10 protein-coding genes are annotated in these 19,850 nt (G+C 68.1%); 8 read left to right on the top strand and 2 right to left on the bottom strand.

Annotated features, from left to right (window positions below; translation table 11 throughout):
* Positions 1-309: 309 nt before the first annotated feature.
* Positions 310-3,300: a bifunctional [glutamine synthetase] adenylyltransferase/[glutamine synthetase]-adenylyl-L-tyrosine phosphorylase gene (locus test1122_RS04525; protein ID WP_232267857.1), complete on the top strand. Its 2,991-nt coding sequence runs from the start codon at positions 310-312 to the stop codon at positions 3,298-3,300.
* On the opposite strand, the gene test1122_RS04520 is transcribed toward test1122_RS04525, so the two are convergent.
* Entirely contained in the window at positions 3,288-4,145 is an 858-nt protein-coding gene (locus test1122_RS04520; RefSeq protein ID WP_232267856.1) for a phosphatase PAP2 family protein, read from the bottom strand. The genes test1122_RS04525 and test1122_RS04520 overlap by 13 nt on opposite strands.
* Positions 4,146-4,662: 517 nt before the next feature.
* Positions 4,663-5,688, bottom strand: coding sequence for a LacI family DNA-binding transcriptional regulator (locus tag test1122_RS04515; protein WP_232267855.1), 1,026 nt, complete (start codon positions 5,686-5,688; stop codon positions 4,663-4,665).
* A gap of 324 nt (positions 5,689-6,012) precedes the next feature.
* Here test1122_RS04515 and test1122_RS04510 point away from each other — a divergent pair, with 324 nt between their 5' ends.
* From test1122_RS04510 to pulA, 7 genes are all read left to right on the top strand, one after another.
* On the top strand, positions 6,013-7,281 hold the full coding sequence (locus test1122_RS04510) for an extracellular solute-binding protein (protein ID WP_232267854.1): 1,269 nt from the start codon (positions 6,013-6,015) through the stop codon (positions 7,279-7,281).
* 45 nt (positions 7,282-7,326) lie between these two features.
* Positions 7,327-8,358, top strand: a complete 1,032-nt coding sequence (locus tag test1122_RS04505; protein ID WP_232267853.1) for a carbohydrate ABC transporter permease — start codon at positions 7,327-7,329, stop codon at positions 8,356-8,358.
* A gap of 2 nt (positions 8,359-8,360) precedes the next feature.
* The gene (locus test1122_RS04500; protein ID WP_422396926.1) at positions 8,361-9,269 is read left to right on the top strand and encodes a sugar ABC transporter permease; all 909 of its coding nucleotides are present in this window, start codon (positions 8,361-8,363) and stop codon (positions 9,267-9,269) included.
* Positions 9,270-9,313: 44 nt separating this feature from the next.
* A complete protein-coding gene (locus test1122_RS04495) occupies positions 9,314-10,948 on the top strand; it encodes a glycoside hydrolase family 13 protein (RefSeq protein ID WP_232267852.1) in 1,635 nt (544 codons plus the stop codon).
* Positions 10,933-11,973 (top strand): LacI family DNA-binding transcriptional regulator, encoded by a 1,041-nt coding sequence (locus test1122_RS04490; RefSeq protein ID WP_232271759.1) that lies wholly within the window; start codon positions 10,933-10,935, stop codon positions 11,971-11,973. Before test1122_RS04495 ends, test1122_RS04490 begins: the two co-directional genes overlap by 16 nt.
* Positions 11,974-12,692: 719 nt before the next feature.
* Entirely contained in the window at positions 12,693-14,396 is a 1,704-nt protein-coding gene (locus tag test1122_RS04485) for a carbohydrate-binding module family 20 domain-containing protein (protein ID WP_232267851.1), read from the top strand.
* 38 nt (positions 14,397-14,434) lie between these two features.
* Positions 14,435-19,840, top strand: a complete 5,406-nt coding sequence (gene pulA / locus test1122_RS04480; RefSeq protein ID WP_232267850.1) for a pullulanase-type alpha-1,6-glucosidase — start codon at positions 14,435-14,437, stop codon at positions 19,838-19,840.
* Positions 19,841-19,850 lie beyond the last annotated feature (10 nt).

Genomic DNA, 19,850 nt, shown 5'->3' with positions numbered 1-19,850 from the left:
CTCCCCCAGCTACCTCCCCCAGCTAACGCTGGGGTGCCCCCAGGAGGTGCCCCCAGCCCCGCGAGGGGCTGTGGGTGGGCACAACACCCGGCCACCGGCCCGCACCGGCCACCCCCGGGGCCCCGGGGGTGGCCCCGGTATCCGGGAAGGGGCGGGAATTGGGGAAGCACCCCCGCAACCGGGCGGAGCCCCGCCGCGCGGCGGAGCCGCAGATCGGTACAGCCGGGGACCCCGGGAACAGGGGAGGATGGGGAAAATCGACCACGCCGCGGGAGCGGCGTCGGCGCAGGCGCAAAAGGGAGGCAGGCCGTGCGGCAGGGCGGACGACGCGACAGCCAGTTCGGGCGCCTGCTACGCCATGGGTTCACCGACCCCATCGCAGCGGGAAGGCTGCTGGACATCCCTGAGCTGTCCGCCGCCCGGAACGACCCCGGGCTGATCGACGCCCTGGGCGCCACCGCCGACCCCGACCTTGCGCTGCTCTCCCTGGTACGCCTCGTAGAAGCCCTGGCCGCAGACGGCCAGGCCCAGCCCTTCCTGGACACCCTGCTCTCCTCGAAGCCGCTGCGCGACCGGCTGCTGGGAGTGCTCGGCTCCTCCGAGGCGCTGGGCGACCACCTCGCCCGGCACCCCGCCGACTGGCAGACACTCCTCACCTACGAGTCCGCCGATCTGCACCCCGGCGTCGAGGAGTTCACCGCCGCCCTGGCGGACGCCGACACTCCCGACGCGCTGCGGATCGCCTACCGCCGGGCCCTGCTCACCATCGCCGCCCGCGATGTGTGCGGCACCACCGACCTTGCCGAGGCCGCAGCCGAGCTGGCCGATCTGGCCATCGCCACCCTGCGCACCGCCCTCACCATCGCCGAGGCCGCCGACCCCGACGACGCGGCGGCCTGCCGCCTGGCCGTGATCGGCATGGGCAAGTGCGGCGGCCGGGAGCTCAACTACGTCTCCGATGTGGACGTGATCTTCGTAGCGGAGCCGGCCGACGGCACCGATGAGGGCAAGGCCCTGCAGGCCGCCACCCGGATCGCCTCGCACATGATGCGGATCTGCTCCGACACCACCGCCGAGGGCACCATCTGGCCCGTGGACGCCAACCTCCGTCCGGAGGGCCGCAACGGGCCCCTCGTACGGACCCTCAGCAGCCACCTCGCCTACTACCAGCGCTGGGCCAAGACCTGGGAGTTCCAGGCACTGCTGAAGGCCCGCCCGGTCGCCGGTGACCTCGCGCTCGGCCGGCAGTACTGCGAGGCGGTCGGACCCATGGTCTGGCAGGCCGCCGAGCGGGAAAACTTCGTCCCCGACGTCCAGCAGATGCGCCGCCGCGTCGTCGCGGGCATCCCCACCGCCCAGGTCGAACGCGAGCTGAAACTCGGCCCCGGCGGGCTGCGCGATGTCGAGTTCGCCGTGCAGCTCCTTCAGCTGGTACACGGCCGCAGCGACTCTTCACTGCGCAGCTCCACCACCCTGGACGCCCTGGACGCGCTGGCCGCCGGGGGCTATGTCGGTCGTCAGGACGCCGCCGCGCTGGACGCCTCGTACCGCTTCCTGCGCACCATGGAGCACCGCATCCAGCTCTACAAGATGCGCCGTACCCATCTCATGCCCGAGGACGAGGCCGGCCTGCGGCGGCTCGGCCGGTCCGCAGGCTTCCGGGCAGAGCCCGTCGCCGAACTGACCAAGGCCTGGAAGCGGCACGCCTCGGTAGTACGGCGGTTGCACGAGAAGATTTTCTACCGGCCGCTGCTGGACGCCGTCGCCCAGCTCGCCCCCGGCGAGACCCGGCTCTCCCCGAGCGCCGCCCGTCAGCGGCTGGAGGCGCTTGGCTACGCCGATCCGGCCGCCGCCCTGCGCCACCTGGAGGCGCTGGCCTCCGGAGTCAGCCGTAAGGCCGCCATCCAGCGCACCCTGCTGCCGGTGCTGCTCGGCTGGTTCGCCGACTCCGCCGACCCGGACGCCGGGCTGCTCGGCTTCCGCAAGGTCTCCGACGCCCTGGGCAAGACCCCCTGGTATCTGCGGCTGCTGCGCGACGAGGGCGCCGCAGCCGAGAACCTGGCCCGGGTGCTCTCCGCCGGACGCCTCGCTCCCGATCTCCTCCTGCGTGCCCCCGAGGCGGTCGCCCTGCTCGGCGACCCGGAAGGGTTGCGGCCACGCGGCCGGGAAGCGCTCACCCAGGAGATCATGGCGGCCGTAGGGCGCGCCGACACCGCCGAGCAGGCCGTCGCCGCCGCCCGCGGGGTGCGCCGCCGCGAACTCTTCCGCACCGCGGCGGCCGACATCATCGGCGCCTACGGTACCGAGGGCAGCCCCGCCCACGATGACCCCTCGGTAGCCGTCGATATGGTCGGCGACGCCGTTTCCGACCTCAACGCCGCCACCATCGCCGGTGCCCTGCGCGCCGCCGTCCGGGACCGCTGGGGCGATACCCTGCCCACCCGCTTCGCCGTGATCGGCATGGGCCGCTTCGGCGGCCACGAACTGGGGTACGGCTCCGACGCCGATGTCCTGTTTGTCCATGAGCCGCAGGAGGGCGCCGACGGACACGAAGCCGCCGCGGCCGCCCACGCCGTCGCCAATGAGGTGCGCCGGCTGCTCCAGCTCCCCACCGCCGACCCACCGCTGTTGATCGACGCCGATCTGCGCCCGGAGGGCAAGTCAGGCCCGCTGGTGCGCAGCCTCGCCTCCTACGCCGCGTACTACCGCCGCTGGTCCCTGACCTGGGAGAGCCAGGCACTGCTGCGCGCCGAGCCGGTCGCGGGCGACGAGAAGCTGGGGGAGCGGTTTATCGAGCTGATCGCCCCCCTGCGCTACCCGCCCGAGGGCCTGGACGAGGAAGCGGTCCGGGAGATCCGGCGGCTGAAGGCGCGGATGGAGACCGAACGGCTGCCGCGCGGCGCCGACCCCACCACGCACGCCAAGCTGGGCCGGGGCGGGCTCTCGGACGTCGAATGGACGGTGCAGCTCATTCAGCTGCGGCACGGCTGGGCCGAGCCGGGCCTGCGCACCACCCGCACCCGTCCGGCGCTGGCCGCCGCACACGCCGCCGGGCTGCTGGAGACGGAGGACGCCGAGGTGCTGGATGAGGCCTGGCTGCTGGCCACCCGGGTACGTAACGCGGTGATGCTGGTCCGGGGCCGCCCCGGCGACACCTTCCCCTCCGAGCCCCGGGAGCTGGCCGCCGTCGGCCGCTATCTCGGTTATGAGCCCGGCCATGTCGGGGAACTGCTGGAGGACTACCGCCGGACGACCCGGCGCGCCCGTGGCGTGGTCGAGCGGCTGTTTTACGAAGGCTGAGTCACCGGCTCCGCCCCGCGTGGCAGCCGGTGCGGATGGTCGCCGTACAACCAGTAGGCCAGCGCGAAACCGCAGGCCAGACAGAGCACCCCGCCCACGGCGTCCAGCCAGAAGTGGTTCGCCGTGGCGACGATCACCACCAGGGTGAGCACCGGGTAGAGGACACCCGCCACCTTGGCCCACACCGGCTTGGCCACCAGAAGCATGATGACGCCGCACCAGACCGACCAGCCGATGTGCATCGACGGCATCGCGGCGTACTGGTTCGACACATTGGCCATGTTCCCGGAAGCCATCGAGCCCCAAGTGCCGTGCACGACCACCGTGTCGATGAAGTCGCCGCCGGTCATCAGCCGGGGCGGAGCGAGCGGGTAGAAGTAAAAGCCGATGAGTGCGAAACCCGTGGTCGAGAACAGCGCCGTACGGGCGGCCGCGTAGCGCCCCGCGTGGCGCCGGTAGAGCCAGACGAGCACCGCGATGGTCACGATGAAGTGCAGCGTCGCGTAATAGTAGTTCATCGTCACAATCAGCCAGGTCACGCTGTTTGCGGCATGATTGACCGATTGTTCGAAGGCGAGACCGAGCGATCGCTCCAGGTCCCAGATCCAGTGTGCGTGCCGCATGGCCGCGGCTTCATGCTCGGGCACCGCGTTGCGAACCAGCGAGTAGATCCAGTAACTGACCGCGATCAAGGCGATCTCAAACCAGATCCGGGGACGCCGAGGCGCCCGTAGCCGCTGTGTCAGAGGGTGGCGGCCGTCCAGGTCCACTGCCGCGCTCTTGTCCAACGCCGTCGCAGTGGCCACCCGGTCGTCATCCTCAAGTCGTGTAGTCGGTGCCCCCATGACGGGTCAGTCTGCCAGAAGCAAAGTGACCGCCGATCATCCTCCAGTCGGGTCTTGACCCCGCCAACGTCCTCCCCGCGATCTAGGGAACCAGGGGAGCAATTCCCCAACCCGCCCCTTCCCGGCTGTACCGATTTGCGGCTCCGCCGCGTGGGGGGCTGCCGCCCCCAGACCCCCACCATGTTGTGGGCACTCGGGCCGCCCGAGGGGCGGCACGGGTGGGCACAACACCCGGCCACCGTCCCGCGCCGGGCCACCCCCGGGGCCCCGGGGCGAAGCCCCGGTTTCCGGGAAGGGGCGGGAATTGGGGAACACCGCCCACGGCGCCCCAAACCCGGAGCGAAGCCCCACCAAACGGCGGGGCCGCATATCCGCATAGCCGGGAAAGTGGGGTCACCTCCTGGGGGAGGTAGCTGGGGGAGAAGTCTGGGGGAGGACCGGGGGAAACCCCGGATAGTCGAGCCCGTACCGAAGTCCGGGTGCCGGGGACGGCATCCCGGCATCCCTGCACCCGCGGCTAAGCTTGCCCCTGCCGCACCGACGCCGTCGAACCACGAACCACCAGCTCCGGCAGGAACACAAACTCACTGTGCGGCGCCGGAGTCCCCCCGATCTCCTCCAGCAGCGCCCGCACCGCCGCCTGCCCCATGGCAGTGACCGGCTGCCGGATCGTGGTCAACGGCGGATCCGTGAAGGCGATCAGCGGCGAGTCATCGAAGCCGATCACCGAGACATCACCGGGCACGGTCAGCCCCCGCTGCCGGGCGGCCCGGATCGCACCGAGCGCCATCATGTCGCTCGCGCAGATGACCGCCGTGCAGCCACGCTCCAGCAGCGCGGTGGCGGCCGCCTGGCCGCCCTCCAGGGTGTACAGCGAGTGCTGGATCAGCGGCTCGGCGTCCCCCGCGGACAGCCCCAACTGCTCGTTCAGCGTGCGCAGGAACCCCTCGATCTTCCGCTGTACAGGCACAAAGCGCGCCGGCCCCAGCGCCAGCCCCATCCGCTGGTGGCCCAGCGATATGAGATGCGTGACCGCGAGCCGCATCGCGGCCCGGTCGTCGGGCGAGACGAAGGGCGCCCGCACCTTCGGGGAGAAGCCGTTGATCAGGACGAAGGGGACACCCTGCCCCCGTAGCTTCTCGTAGCGCTGCATATCCGCTGTGGTGTCCGCGTGCAGTCCGGAGACATAGATGATCCCGGCGACACCGCGCTCCACCAGCATCTCGGTCAGCTCGTCCTCGGTGGAGCCGCCAGGAGTCTGCGTCGCGAGCACCGGGGTGTAGCCCTGCCGGGTCAGACCCTGGGCGATCACCTGGGCGAAAGCGGGGAATATCGGATTCTCCAGCTCCGGGGTGATCAGGCCCACCAGCCCCGCGCTGCGCTGCCGCAGCCGTGGCGGCCGTTCGTAACCGAGCAGATCGAGTGCGGCCAGGACGGATTCGCGGGTGGCCGCGGCGACTCCGGGCTTGCCGTTGAGGACACGGCTGACCGTCGCTTCGCTGACCCCCGCCTGGGCTGCGATGTCAGCTAGCCGTGCGGTCACGCTCTGGACTGTACCGGCCTACTGCCGGACTGCCTACCGGGTGATCCTCAGCGCTCGATGCGGTAGTCGGGCAGAAGGCTCTTCTTCCACTCCTCCCACCCCTCCGCGGCTCGTAGGCGCTCGCGGCAGTGGTCTCCACGTCGGAGTCGCCGGTGCCGCTCACCGGCCCGAAGGTCTTGCTTGCAGAAAGTTGCCGCAAGGTCTTTCGGAACGATTGCCGTCCTGTTACGTTCCTCGACAGCCCGGTGCTGCGATGGCGCGGCCCATGCAGGGAACGTCAGTTACCCCTTTAAATCGGGCAATTTACCCCTGGAGGACTTCATCATGCGGCGTGGCATAGGGACCACCGCACTGGTTGCGGCGCTCGCACTTGCGGCAACGGCTTGCGGCGGCGGGAGCGGGGACACCCAGGACGACGGTTCCGGAGAGCTCTCCGGAACCGTCACCTTCTGGGACACCTCGAACGATGCCGAGAAGGGCGTTTACAAGAAGATCGCCGAGGACTTCACCAAGAAGCACCCCAAGGTCAAGGTCAAGCACGTCAGCGTTGACTTCGGTGAGGCGAACAACAAGTTCAAGAACGCCGCGGGCGGCAACTCCGGCGCCCCCGATGTGATGCGTACCGAGGTCGCCTGGGTCGCCGACTTCGCCAGCCTGGGCTACCTCGCACCGCTTGATGACACCCCGGCCATCGACAACAAGGACGACTACCTCAAGACTGCTTGGGGCAGCACCCAGTACGACGGCAAGACCTATGCCGTGCCGCAGGTCACCGACACCCTGGCGCTCTTTTACAACAAGCGCTTGCTGAAGGACGCCGGTGTCGAGGTCCCCACATCCCTCGCCGATATCAAGAAGAACGCCAAGAAGATCAAGGACAAGACCGGCGCCACCGCGCTCTATCTGCGCGGAGATGACCCTTACTGGTTCCTGCCCTACCTCTACGGTGAGGGCGGCGACATGCTCGACGCCGACGCCAAGAAGATCACCATAGACGAGGCCCCGGGCGTCAAGGCCTTTGAGACCATGAAGGACCTGGTCGACTCCAAGGCCGCGATCACCGACCTCAACGATGGCTGGGACAACGGCCAGTCCGCCTTCAAGAACGGCGACGCCGCCATGATGATCAATGGCCCCTGGGCCATTGAGGACTCCCTCGCGGGCAAGCAGTTCAAGGACAAGGAGAACCTCGGCGTCGCACCGGTCCCGGCCGGCAGCAAGGCGCAGGGCGCGCCGCAGGGCGGCTGGAACCTCTCCGTCTACGCGGGCTCCAAAAACCTCAGGGCCTCCTATGAGTTCGCCAAGTACATGAGCTCGGCCGAGGTCCAGCAGCGCACCACCGAGGAGCTGAGCCTCCTGCCGACCCGTACGTCCGTCTACGAGGTGGACTCCGTCAAGACCAACGACATGGTCGAGTTCTTCAAGCCCGCGGTGGACAAGGCCGTTCAGCGGCCGTGGATCGCCGAGGGCAACTCCCTCTTCGAGCCCATCAAGGTCTCCCAGCAGGAGGTCCTGTCCGGCAAGACCTCCCCGAAGCAGGCGGCGAAGAAGGTCGGCGACGAGTACCGAAAGATCTTGAAGGACTGGAAGTAAGCCGAGCGCCGGGTACGGAGAAGCAGGGAAGGAAGACCGGCAGATATGGCCGAGACCATACAGTCGGCGGCGAAGGCCGCGGACGGCGAGCACCCCACGGGTGCCGCCGCCCGCGGTCCGGGCCGTGTCACGACTGGCGAGAACAAGACTCCCGGGCCGTTCCGCAGAGCGCTGGCCACCTACTGGTACGCCTGGGCCATGATCGCCCCCGTGGCGATCGTGATCGCTGTGATCGTCGGCTATCCGCTTACGCGCGGCGTCTATCTGTCGCTGACCAACGCCAACGAGGCCAATGTCGAGCGCACCATCGGCATCAACACCATCGAGGCCACCTATGAGTTCATCGGCCTCGACAACTACACGGCGATCCTCACCGACAGCGTCTTCTGGGACCGGCTCGGCTGGACCGTGCTGTGGACCGTCGGCTGTGTCAGCGTCACCTTCCTGCTCGGTCTCACCCTGGCCAATATGCTCAACCGGAAGGTCAGGGGACGCGCCCTCTACCGGATCGCGCTGATCCTGCCCTGGGGCATCCCGGCCTTTGTCTCCGTCTTCGCCTGGCGGCTGCTCTTCAATGAGCGCAACGGTCTGTTCAACAGCGTGCTGAGCGGCGGCGGTATCGAGGGCATCGTCTGGCTTGGCGACCCGTTCTGGGCCAAGGTCTCCGTCATCGCCGTCAATGTGTGGCTCGGCGTGCCCTTTATGCTTGTCGCCACGCTGGGCGCGCTCCAGTCCATACCCGGCGAGCTCTACGAAGCGGCCGAGATGGACGGTGCCAATGCCTGGCAGCGCTTCCGCAACATCACCCTGCCGGGCATCCGTTCGGTCAGCTCCACGGTGATCCTGCTGAGCACCATCTGGACCTTCAATATGTTCCCGGTGATCTATCTGCTCACCCGGGGCGGACCCGGTGACTCCTCGGAGATCCTGGTGACCTACGCCTTCCGGGTCGCCTTCCTCAACAGCCCGCGCGACTTCGCGACCTCCGCGGCCTGGGGCGTGATCATCCTCGTGCTGCTGTCGCTCTTCGCCGTGGCCTATCGCCGTGTCCTCCGCAAGCAGGGAGAGGTGTGGTGACCATGCCAGCACTCACTGAGAACCCCACTGAGAACCCCACTGGGAAAACCAAGCCAGCCAAGGCACCCGAAGTCACCGAGGGCCGCCGTAACCGGCGCGGTCCGCTGGCCTCCTTCGGCCTGCACCTCGGCCTGCTGACCGCCGTCATCGTCGCGGTCTTCCCGCCGCTGTGGCTGCTGGTGACCTCCTTCAAACCCAAGAGTGACGCGTTCTCCCTCGATCTGGTGAAGAACTTCACCTTCGCCAATTACGACCATGTCCTGCGCGACAGCCACTTCCTGGACTGGTTCGGCAACTCGGTGATCGTGGTCATGGGCACCACCGTGCTGGGCGTTTTCATCGCCTCCACCACCGGATATGCCCTCAGCCGCTTCCGCTTCCCGGGCATGCGCCCGCTGATGTGGACCCTGCTGATCACCCAGATGTTCCCCATGGCGGTGCTGATCGTGCCGCTGTACAACCTGATGGCGAAGTTCGGGCTGCTCAATCAGCCGGTCGGCCTGATCATCACGTATCTCACCATCGCCGTGCCGTTCTGCGCCTGGATGATGAAGGGCTTCTTCGACACCATCCCGGTGTCCATCGATGAGTCCGGCCGGGTCGACGGTCTCAGCCCCTTCGGCACCTTCTGGCGGCTGATCATGCCGCTGGCCAAGCCGGGGCTGGCGGTCACCGGCTTCTACACCTTCGTCACAGCCTGGGCCGAAGTCGCCTACGCGACCGCCTTTATGACCGGCGAGGAAAACCTCACGCTCGCGGGCGGGCTGCAGACCTTCGTCAACCAGTACTCAGCGGACTGGGGATCGATGACGGCGGCAGCCGTGATCATCGCGGTACCCGCCGCGTTGGTATTCGGGTTCGCCCAGCGCTACCTCGTCTCCGGCATGACCGCGGGCGCCGTCAAATCCTGACCGACCACAGCTCCCCCCTCGTATTCGACACCTTCAGGGATGACATGACCCAGTACCTCGCCGCACCTGCTACCGGCACAGCGACTGCCACGGGCACACCTGCCACCGGCGACCGCCCCGGCTGGTGGCGCGACGCAGTCATCTACCAGGTCTATCCACGCTCCTTCGCCGACGGCAACGGGGACGGCATGGGGGACCTCGCGGGCATCCGCAGCCGTCTGCCGTACCTTGCCGGACTCGGCGTGGACGCCGTATGGCTCAGCCCGTTCTACGCCTCCCCACAGGCGGACGCGGGCTACGACGTTGCCGACTACCGGGCCATCGACCCGATGTTCGGCGATCTGCACGACGCCGACGCGCTGATCCGGGACGCCCACGATCTGGGCCTGCGGATCATCGTGGATCTCGTCCCGAACCACTCCTCCGACCAGCATGAGTGGTTCCAGCGCGCCCTGCGCGAGGGCCCCGGTTCGCCACTGCGCGACCGCTACCACTTCCGGCCCGGCAAGGGCGAGCACGGCGAAGAGCCCCCGAACGACTGGGAGTCCATCTTCGGCGGCCCCGCCTGGACCCGTACGAAGAACCCCGACGGCAGCCACGGGGAGTGGTACCTCCACCTCTTCGCCCCCGAGCAGCCCGACTTCAACTGGAACAACCAGGCCGTACGGGACGAGTTCCGCTCGGTGCTGCGCTTCTGGCTGGATATGGGCGTCGACGGTTTCCGTATCGATGTCGCCCATGGGCTCGTCAAGGCCGACGGACTGCCCGACATGGGCCACGGCGAACAGCTCAAGCTGCTCGGCAACCAGGTGCTGCCCTTCTTCGACCAGGACGGGGTGCATGAGATCTACCGCTCCTGGCGGAAGATCCTGGAGGAGTACGGCGGCGACCGTATCGGTGTCGCCGAGGCCTGGACGCCCAGCGCGGAGCGCACCGCGCTCTATCTGCGCCCCGATGAGCTGCACCAGGCGTTCAACTTCCACTACCTCAACGCCGAGTGGGACGCGGCCGGGCTGCGTCAGGTCATCGATGAGTCGCTGGACTCCATGCGACCGGTCGGCGCCGCCACCACCTGGGTGCTGTCCAACCACGATGTCGTACGGCATCTCACCCGGCTCGGCGGCAGCGCCGACCGGGCTCGCGCCGCCACCCTGCTGATGCTGGCGCTGCCCGGCTCGGCCTATGTCTACCAGGGCGAGGAGCTGGGCCTGCCCGAGGTGCTGGACCTTCCCGATGAGGTGCGCCAGGACCCGTCGTTCTTCAAGAACAACGGCCAGGACGGGATGCGCGACGGCTGCCGGGTGCCGATCCCGTGGACCGCCGAGGGCCCCTCGTACGGCTTCGGCACGGGTGGCAGCTGGCTGCCGCAGCCCGAGCAGTGGGCAGGGCTGAGCATCGAGTCGCAGACCGGCGACCCCGGCTCCACCCTGGAGCTGTACCGCCGTACGCTCGCCGTGCGCCGTGACCACCCCGACCTGGGCGCCGGGGACGCGGTGGAGTGGCTGGACGCCCCCGAGGGCGTACTCGCCTTCCGGCGTGGCGCCTTCACCTGCACGGTCAACACCAACGCTGAGCCCGTCGAACTGGCCACCGTGCCCGGCCAGGCGCTGCTGTCCAGCGGCGACTACGACGGCAGTGGTGCCCTTCCGGCGGACACCACCGTCTGGTGGACCGCGTGAGTGTGGCCGAGCCGGGCCCGGTTACCGCTGTCGGTACCGCCCGGCTCGCCGACATTGCTCAGCAGGCCACGGTCAGCGAGGCCACGGTCAGCCGGGTACTCAACGGGAAGACCGGGGTGGCCGCCGCCACCCGGCAGAAGGTGCTGGCCGCCCTGGATGTGCTGGGCTACGAGCGGCCCGTGCGGCTCAGGCAGCGCAGCGCGGGGCTGGTCGGGCTCGTCATCCCCGAGCTGACCAACCCCATCTTCCCGGCCTTCGCCCAGGTCATAGAGCAGGCGCTGTCCGGGTACGGCTATACGCCCGTACTCGGCACCCAGATGCCGGGCGGGGCGACCGAGGACGAGCTGGTCGACCAGCTCGTGGAGCGCGGGGTCACGGGCATCATTTTCCTCTCCGGGCTGCACGCCGATGTCTCCGCCGACCCGGGCCGCTACGTCAGACTCGCGGGCCGGGGTGTGCCGTTTGTCCTCATCAATGGCTTCAACGAGCGGATCAGCGCGCCCTTTGTCTCACCCGACGACCGGGTCGCCGCCCGGATGGCGGTCAAGCATCTGATGGATCTGGGGCATCAGCGGATCGGCCTGGCCGTCGGCCCGAACCGCTTCGTACCGGCCCGCCGCAAGGCCGAGGGCTTCACCGAGGCGGTCAACGGCCAGGGGGTCATTCAGCACACCCTGTTCACCGTGGAGGGCGGCCACGCGGCCGCCGGGGCGCTGCTTGACGAGGGCTGCACCGGCATCGTCTGTGGCAGCGACCTGATGGCGCTGGGCGTCGTACGGGCCGCCCGGCAGCGTGGCCTCGATGTGCCGCGCGATGTTTCGGTCGTCGGCTACGACGACTCGGAGCTGAACGCCTTTACCGACCCGCCGCTGACGACCGTCCGGCAGCCCGTACGGGCCATGGCGAACGCCGCGGTGCACGCGCTGCTGGAGGACATCGCCGGAAGCCCCGTGCAGCACACGGAGTTCGTCTTCCAGCCGGAACTGGTGGTGCGCGGCTCCACGGCGCAGGCCCCGGGCGGCTGACTGCGCGGCCCGGCTCCCGGGCGCGCACCGCTGGGAGCGGGCTCGCCCCGTTGCTGGGCTATGCCCGCGCGATTCCCCTGTCCGGGGCGTCAGGGTGGGGTTCCCCCGATCCCGCCCCTTCCCGGCTGTACCGATATGCGGCTCCGCCGCGCGGCGGGGCTCCGCCCCGGGTGCGGGGTGCCGTGGGTGGGTGTCCCCGTATCCCGCCCCTTCCCGCTGTGCCGATGTGCGGCTTCGCCGCGTGGCGGGGCTCCGCCCCGGGTGCGGGGTGCCGTGGGTGGGTGTCCCCGTATCCCGCCCCTTCCCGGAAACCGGGGCTTCGCCCCGGGGCCCCGGGTTGGCGGTGCGGGCCGGTGGGCGGGTGTTGTGCCCACCCACAGCCCCTCGCGGGGCTGCGAGTGCCCACAACACTCGGGGGTCTGGGGGCGTTAGCCCCCAGTTTCGGGAAGGGGCCGGGTTAGGGGAAGAACTACCCCGGCCCCGGACGTAGCAGCATGCAAGCTCTTTCAGACGCCTGCGCGTTGAAGCAACGCCCGTGTTTCTGGGGTGTGTCCAAACTCTTGACGCAGTAGTAACCGCCTTCTACGGTCAACCGCGCGGAAGATGTTCCAGCTTCTTTCAGTCTTCTTGCAAACCCCCACGTCCTCGCCCTCAAGGCAGGCACACCCGCAACGGCTTCTCCATCAGGCATCAGCATCAGGCATCAGGCAGGAGGCATCGTGGCCTTCAGACCCACGGCCGCCGCGCTCGCGCTCATCGCGGGCGTGGCGGGCTCGCTCATAGCGACCCCCCAGGCGCAGACAGCACAAGCGGTACCCCCCTCTGAGAAGGACGTCACCGCCGTCCTCTTCTCCTGGAAGTTCGACTCCATCGCCAAGGCGTGCACGGACACCCTTGGCCCCGCCGGTTACGGATACGTGCAGGTCTCCCCGCCTCAGGAACACGTTCAGGGCGCCCAGTGGTGGACCCAGTACCAGCCGGTCAGCTACAACATCGCCAGTCGGCTCGGCAACCGCAGCCAGTTCCAGTCCATGGTCAGCACCTGCAACGGCGCGGGCGTCAAGGTCGTCGTCGACACGGTCATCAACCACATGACCGCTGGCAACGGCACCGGCACCGGCGGATCGTCGTACACCAAGTACGACTACCCATCCGCCCCCTACAGCGACGGCGACTTCAGTGACTGCCGCAGCGACGCGATCGACTACCGCGATCGTCATCAGGTGCAGAATTGCGAGCTCGTCGGCCTTGCCGATCTCAAGACCGGCAAGGAGTACGTCCGTCAGCGGATCGCGGACTATATGAGCGACCTGCTCTCGATGGGCGTCGAGGGCTTCCGCATCGACGCGGCCAAGCACATACCCGCCAGCGATCTCGCCGCGATCAAGTCCAAGCTCAGCAGCCCCGGCGTCTACTGGAAGCAGGAGGCGATTCACGGGGACGGTGAGGCCGTCGACCCCGGCGAATACCTCGGCAACGGTGATGTCCAGGAGTTCCGCTACGCGCGTGGCCTCAAACAAGTCTTCAATGGCGAGAAGCTCGCCCACCTCAAGAACTACGGCGAGGGCTGGGGCTTTATGGAGAGCGGCAAGTCCGCCGTCTTCGTGGACAACCATGACACCGAGCGCGTCGGCGACACCCTCAACTACAAGGACGGCGCCAACTACACCCTGGCCAATGTCTTCATGCTGGCCTGGCCCTACGGCTCCCCGGATGTCCACTCCGGCTATGAGTTCAACGACAAGGACGCCGGTCCGCCCGGCAGCGGAACCGTAAACGCCTGCTACAGCGACGGCTGGAAGTGCCAGCACGCCTGGCCGGAGATCTCCTCGATGGTCGCCTTCCGCAATGAGGCACGCGGTCAGCCGGTCACCAACTGGTGGGACAACGGCAACAACGCCATCGCCTTCGGCCGTGGCAGTAAGGCTTATGTCGCCATCAACCATGAAAGCGGTTCACTGGCCCGTACGTTCCAGACCTCGCTGCCCGCGGGCGACTACTGCGATGTGCAGAGCGGCCGGAGCGTCACCGTGAACGGCTCCGGCCAGTTCACCGCGACCCTGGGTGCGAATACCGCCGTCGCGCTGCACACCGGCGCCCGCAGCTGCGGGGGAGGGGACGGCGACGGCGGTACCGGGGTCTCCTTCGCGGTCGACGCCACCACCCAGTGGGGCGAGAACATCCATGTGGCGGGCAGCTGCCCAGCCCTCGGCGGCTGGCACACCGACCGCGCGCCCCGGCTCGACCCGGCGGACTACCCCGTCTGGAAGGCCCAGCTGGCACTGCCTGCCGGGACATCGTGCGAATACAAATATCTCCGCAAGGACGAGCGCGACGGCGTCACCTGGGAGCGCGGCGACAACCGCTCCTTCACCGTCCCTCTCACCGGTTTCGCCACGCTGAACGACACCTGGCGCAGCTGACTTCCCCACCCCCACCTGCCCTACTAGGAGAGCGATCCGTGATCGGTTCTTCCGCGCGCAGAGGAGCGGCCGCCGGCATAGCGGCCGCCCTACTCGCGACGCTCATCACCGCGGCGGCACCCGCCAAGGCCGCACCGCCGCCACCGTCCGACGCCCGGCTGGCCGCCGAGCCCACCCGGCATGACCTGACCCGGGAGCAGCTCTACTTTGTCCTGCCGGACCGGTTCGCCAATGGTGACAAGGCCAACGACAAGGGCGGCCTGACCGGCGGCCGACTCGCCACCGGTTTCGATCCCCAGGACAAGGGCTTCTACCAGGGCGGTGACCTCAAGGGCCTCACCGAGAGGCTCGACTACATCAAAGGGCTGGGCACCACCGCCATCTGGATGGCGCCCATCTTCAAGAACAAGCCGGTGCAGGGCGAGGGCAAGGACGCCTCAGCGGGCTATCACGGCTACTGGATCACCGACTTCACTCAGGTCGACCCCCACTTCGGCACCAACGCCGACCTCAAGAGACTCATCAAGGCCGCCAAAGCCAAGAACATGAAGGTCTTCTTTGATGTCCTCACCAACCACACCGCCGATGTGGTCGACTACAAGGAGAAGTCCTACAGCTATCTCTCCAAGGGCGCCTTCCCCTATCTCACCAAGGACGGCAAACCCTTCGATGACGCCGACTACGCCGACCATGCGGCCAGCAGGACCTTTCCGAAGGTGGACAAGAACTCCTTCCCCCGAACCCCGGTAGTTCCCAAGGACGAGCAGAACGCCAAAGTCCCGGCCTGGCTCAACGACCCGACGATGTACCACAACCGCGGCGACTCCACCTTCGCCGGAGAGAGCAGCCTGCACGGCGACTTCGTCGGTCTCGACGATCTATGGACCGAACGTCCCGAGGTCGTCGAGGGCATGAAGAAGATCTACCAGCGGTGGGTCAAGGACTTCGGCATCGACGGCTTCCGTATCGACACGGTCAAGCACGTCAATATGGAGTTCTGGAACCAGTGGGCCACGGCGCTGAACGCCTACGCGGCCAAGCGGGGCAAGAAAGACTTCTTTATGTTCGGCGAGATCTATTCCGCCGATCCCGCCGAGACCGCCCCCTACGTCACCCAGGGCAAGCTCGACGCCACGCTCGACTTCCCCTTCCAGTCGGCCGCCCGCTCCTACGTCTCCCAGGGCGGCTCCGCGACCCGGCTCTCCGAACTTTTCGCACAGGACTACCGCTACACCACCGGCACGTCCAACGCCTATGAGCAGGTGACCTTCCTCGGTAACCACGATATGGGCCGGATCGGCACCTTCCTCACCCAGGACAATCCCAAGGCTGACGACGCCGAGCTGGTGCGCCGCGCCACGCTCGCCCATGAGCTGATGTTCCTGACCCGGGGCAACCCCGTTATCTACTACGGCGATGAGCAGGGCTTCACCGGCGCGGGCGGCGACAAGGACGCCCGGCAGAGTCTCTTCGCCTCCAAGACCGCCGACTACCTCGATGACGAGGCGAACAACCAGCTCGGCACGGACCGTACGCACGCCAAGGACGCCTACGACACCAGGCACCCGCTCTACCGCTCCATCGCCGGGCTGTCCCAGCTCACCAAGAAGCACCCCGCCCTGCGCGACGGCGTCCAGACCGAGCGCTACGCCGACCAGGGCCCCGGCATCTACGCCTTCTCCCGCACCGACGCCGCCGCCACGCAGCGGACCGAGTACGTCGTCGCCGTGAACAGCGCGGAGAAGGCCCGGACCGCGGAGATCCCAACCGGCTCCGCCAAGACCCGTTTCCGTCAGATCTACGGCGGCAAGGGTGGCAAGGGCGGCAAGAGCACCGCATGGAGTGGCACCGCTGAGAAGATCAAGGTAACGGTCCCCGCCCTGTCCACGGCCGTCTTCCAGGCCACCAAACCGCTGGGCGCCCCGGCCACCAAGCCCAGCATCAAGCTCACCGCCCCGGAGCCGGGCGCGACCGGCACCGTCGAGTTGTCCGCCGATGTCAAGGGCGGCCAGCTCAACCGGGTCATCTTCGCCGCCCAGACAGGCAACGGCAGGTGGCAGACCCTGGGTACCGCCGACCACGCCCCGTACAAGGTCACCCAGCACCTCGGCAAGGATGTGACCGCCGGCACCCCGCTGCGCTACAAGGCCGTCGCCGTGGACAGTACGGGCCGTACGGCATCGGCCCTGGCCAGCAGCACAGCCGGTCAGCCACCTGCCCCCGAGGTCCCCTCAGCCGTGGACCGCGACTATGCCGTCGTCCACTACCAGCGCGGCGACCAGGACTATGACGGCTGGCGGCTGAAGTCCGGCGACCGCACAGCCCAGTTCATCGGCCGTGACGCCTACGGTGCCTTCGCCTGGCTCAAGCTCGCCGAGGGCGAGGCAGCCGCCGAACTCCCCTTCACCATTGAGAAGGACGGAACCCCCGACGGCCCCGAGCGCACCATCGACCTGACGAAGACGGGCCAGGTATGGGCCGAGCAAGGCAAGGACGAGATCACCCACGAGGCCCCCGAGGGCGCGTACCCACCACAGGACGAGTCCAAGGCGGTCATCCACTACCACCGCCCGGACGGCGACTACGACGGCTGGGGCCTGCACACCTGGACCGGCGCCGCCGAGCCCACCGACTGGACCAAGCCCCTCACACCGGTGAAGCAGGACGCCTTCGGCGCCACCTTCGAGGTACCCCTTGCCGAGGGCGCCACCTCACTCAGCTACATCATCCACAAGGGCGATGAGAAGGACGAGGCCACCGACCAGTCACTGGACTTCGCCACCCACAGCAAGGAAGCCTGGAAGCTCAGCGCCACCCCCGGCTACCTCCTCCCAGCCACCGGCGGCGCCGTCGACCTCGACCTGGCCCAGGCCAAGGCCCAGTGGATCGACCGCGACACCCTCGCCTGGCAGATCAAGGCAACAGAGGCCACCAGCCAGCAGCTCGTCTACGACCCCAAGGGCCAGATCACCCTCACCAAAGACGGTGCTCTCTCCCACGAGGGCCACTGGATCCGCCTGACCCCGGTCAAGGACGGCCTCACCGACGCCCAGCGTAAGAAGTACCCGCATCTGAAGGAGTACGCGGCCTTCACCGTCGCCCCCCGCGACCGTGACCGGATCCGCGACGCCACCAAGAGCCAGCTGATCGCCACGCAACGGGCATCGACCGGCGCCCTCCTCACGGCGACCGGCGTCCAGATCCCCGGCATCCTGGACGACCTCTACGGGGCGAAGGCCGCCAAGGCCGACCTCGGCCCGGTCTTCGACCCCAAGGGTCGCCCCACCCTCTCCGTCTGGGCCCCCACCGCCCAGCACGTCACCCTGGACCTGGACGGCAGGACGGTCCGTATGCGACGGGACGCCGCAACCGGTGTCTGGCGTGTCAAGGGCAATCGGAGCTGGACGGGCAAGCCCTACCGCTACCAGGTGAAGGTGTGGGCACCGTCCGTCCAGAAGCTGGTCACCAACCATGTCACCGACCCCTACTCCACCGCCCTCACCACCGACTCCAAGCGGAGCCTGATAGTCAACCTCGCCGACCCGAAGCTCGCCCCCAAGGGCTGGCACCGCCTGACCAAACCCGAGCCAACGGATCTCCGCGACGCCCAGATCCAGGAGCTCCACATCCGCGACTTCTCCATCGCGGACAAGACGGCCAAACACACCGGTAAGTACCTGGCCTTCACCGAACAGTCCTCCGACGGCATGAAACACCTGAAGAAGCTGGCGGACGCCGGAACGTCCTACGTCCATCTGCTTCCGTCCTACGACATAGCCACCACCCCGGAGAATCCGGCCGACCAGAAAACCCCACCCTGCGACCTGACGTCACTCGCCCCCTCCTCCCCTCAACAGCAGGAGTGCATCGGCAAAATCCGCGACCAGGACGCCTACAACTGGGGCTATGACCCCCTGCACTACACCGTGCCGGAAGGCTCCTACGCCACCAGCCCCAACGGTCCCCAACGCACCACCGAATACCGCGAGATGATCCAGTCCCTCAACAAGAGCGGACTCCGCGTAGTCCTGGATGTGGTCTACAACCACACCTACGCCTCCGGCCAGGACGAGAAGTCCGTCCTCGACCGCGTCGTGCCCGGCTACTACCAGCGGCTGCTGGCGGACGGCTCGGTGGCTACGTCCACGTGCTGCCCCAACACCGCGCCCGAACACACCATGATGGGCAAGCTGACGGTGGACTCCATCGTCACCTGGGCCAAGGAGTACAAGGTCGACGGCTTCCGCTTCGACCTCATGGGCCATCACCCCAGAGAGAACATCCTCGCCGTACGCAAGGCCCTGGACTCCCTGACCCTCGCCAAGGACGGCGTGGACGGCAAGAAGATCATCCTCTACGGCGAGGGCTGGAACTTCGGCGAAGTCGCCGACGACGCCCGCTTCGTCCAGGCCACGCAGCAGAACATGGCCGGTACGGGCATCGCCACCTTCGCCGACCGGGCCCGCGACGCGGTACGCGGCGGCGGCCCCTTCGACGAGGACCCCGGCATCCAGGGCTTCGCCTCCGGCCTCTACACCGACCCCAACGACTCCAAGAAGAACGGCACTCCGGCCGAGCAGAAGGCCCGCTTGCTCCACTACCAGGACCTGCTCAAGGTCGGCCTGACCGGCAACCTGGCCGACTACACCTTCACGGACTCCTCCGGACAGCAGGTGAAGGGCTCCGAGATCGACTACAACGGCGCCCCAGCCGGATACGCCGCCGCGCCCGGCGAGGCCGTCGCCTACGCCGACGCACACGACAACGAAACCCTTTACGACGCCCTGGCCTTCAAGCTCCCCAAGAAGACCTCGGCCTCCGACCGGTCCCGTATGCAGGTACTCGCCATGGCCACTGCGGCCCTCTCCCAGGGCCCGGCCATGAGCCAGTCAGGCAGCGACCTGCTCCGCTCCAAGTCCCTGGACCGTAACTCCTACAACTCCGGCGACTGGTTCAACACCATCAACTGGGACTGCCGCCAGGGCAACGGCTTTGGCCGCGGCCTGCCCCCGGCCTGGGACAACAAGGACAAGTGGCCCTACGCCAAGCCACTCCTCACCGACCCGGCCGCCCTCACCCCGTCCTGCGCTGAAATCAACGGCACCTCGGCCGCCTACCGGGACCTGCTGAAGATCCGCTCCACGGAGAAGGCGTTCTCCCTGGACAGCGCGGCGAAGGTGCAGAAACGGCTGGCCTTCCCCCTCTCCGGCGAGAACGAGACCCCAGGCGTGGTCACCATGCGACTGGACGATCTGACGGTGGTCTTCAACGCCACCCCCACGTCCCAGCGCCAGACGGTCACTTCCCTGTCCGGCAAGGACTACGCCCTCCACCCCGTCCAGGCGAAGGGCGCCGACAAGACGGTCAAGTCATCCTCATACGACAAGACCAAGGGCACCTTCACCGTGCCACCCCGCACGGTGGCGGTGTTCCAGGCCAGGTAACACGCGGCCC

It is taken from the genome of Streptomyces gobiensis, assembly GCF_021216675.1.
Classification (GTDB): domain Bacteria; phylum Actinomycetota; class Actinomycetes; order Streptomycetales; family Streptomycetaceae; genus Streptomyces; species Streptomyces gobiensis.
The sequence above is the reverse complement of the archived record's forward strand: the minus strand, read 5'-3'. Positions and strand labels throughout refer to the sequence as shown.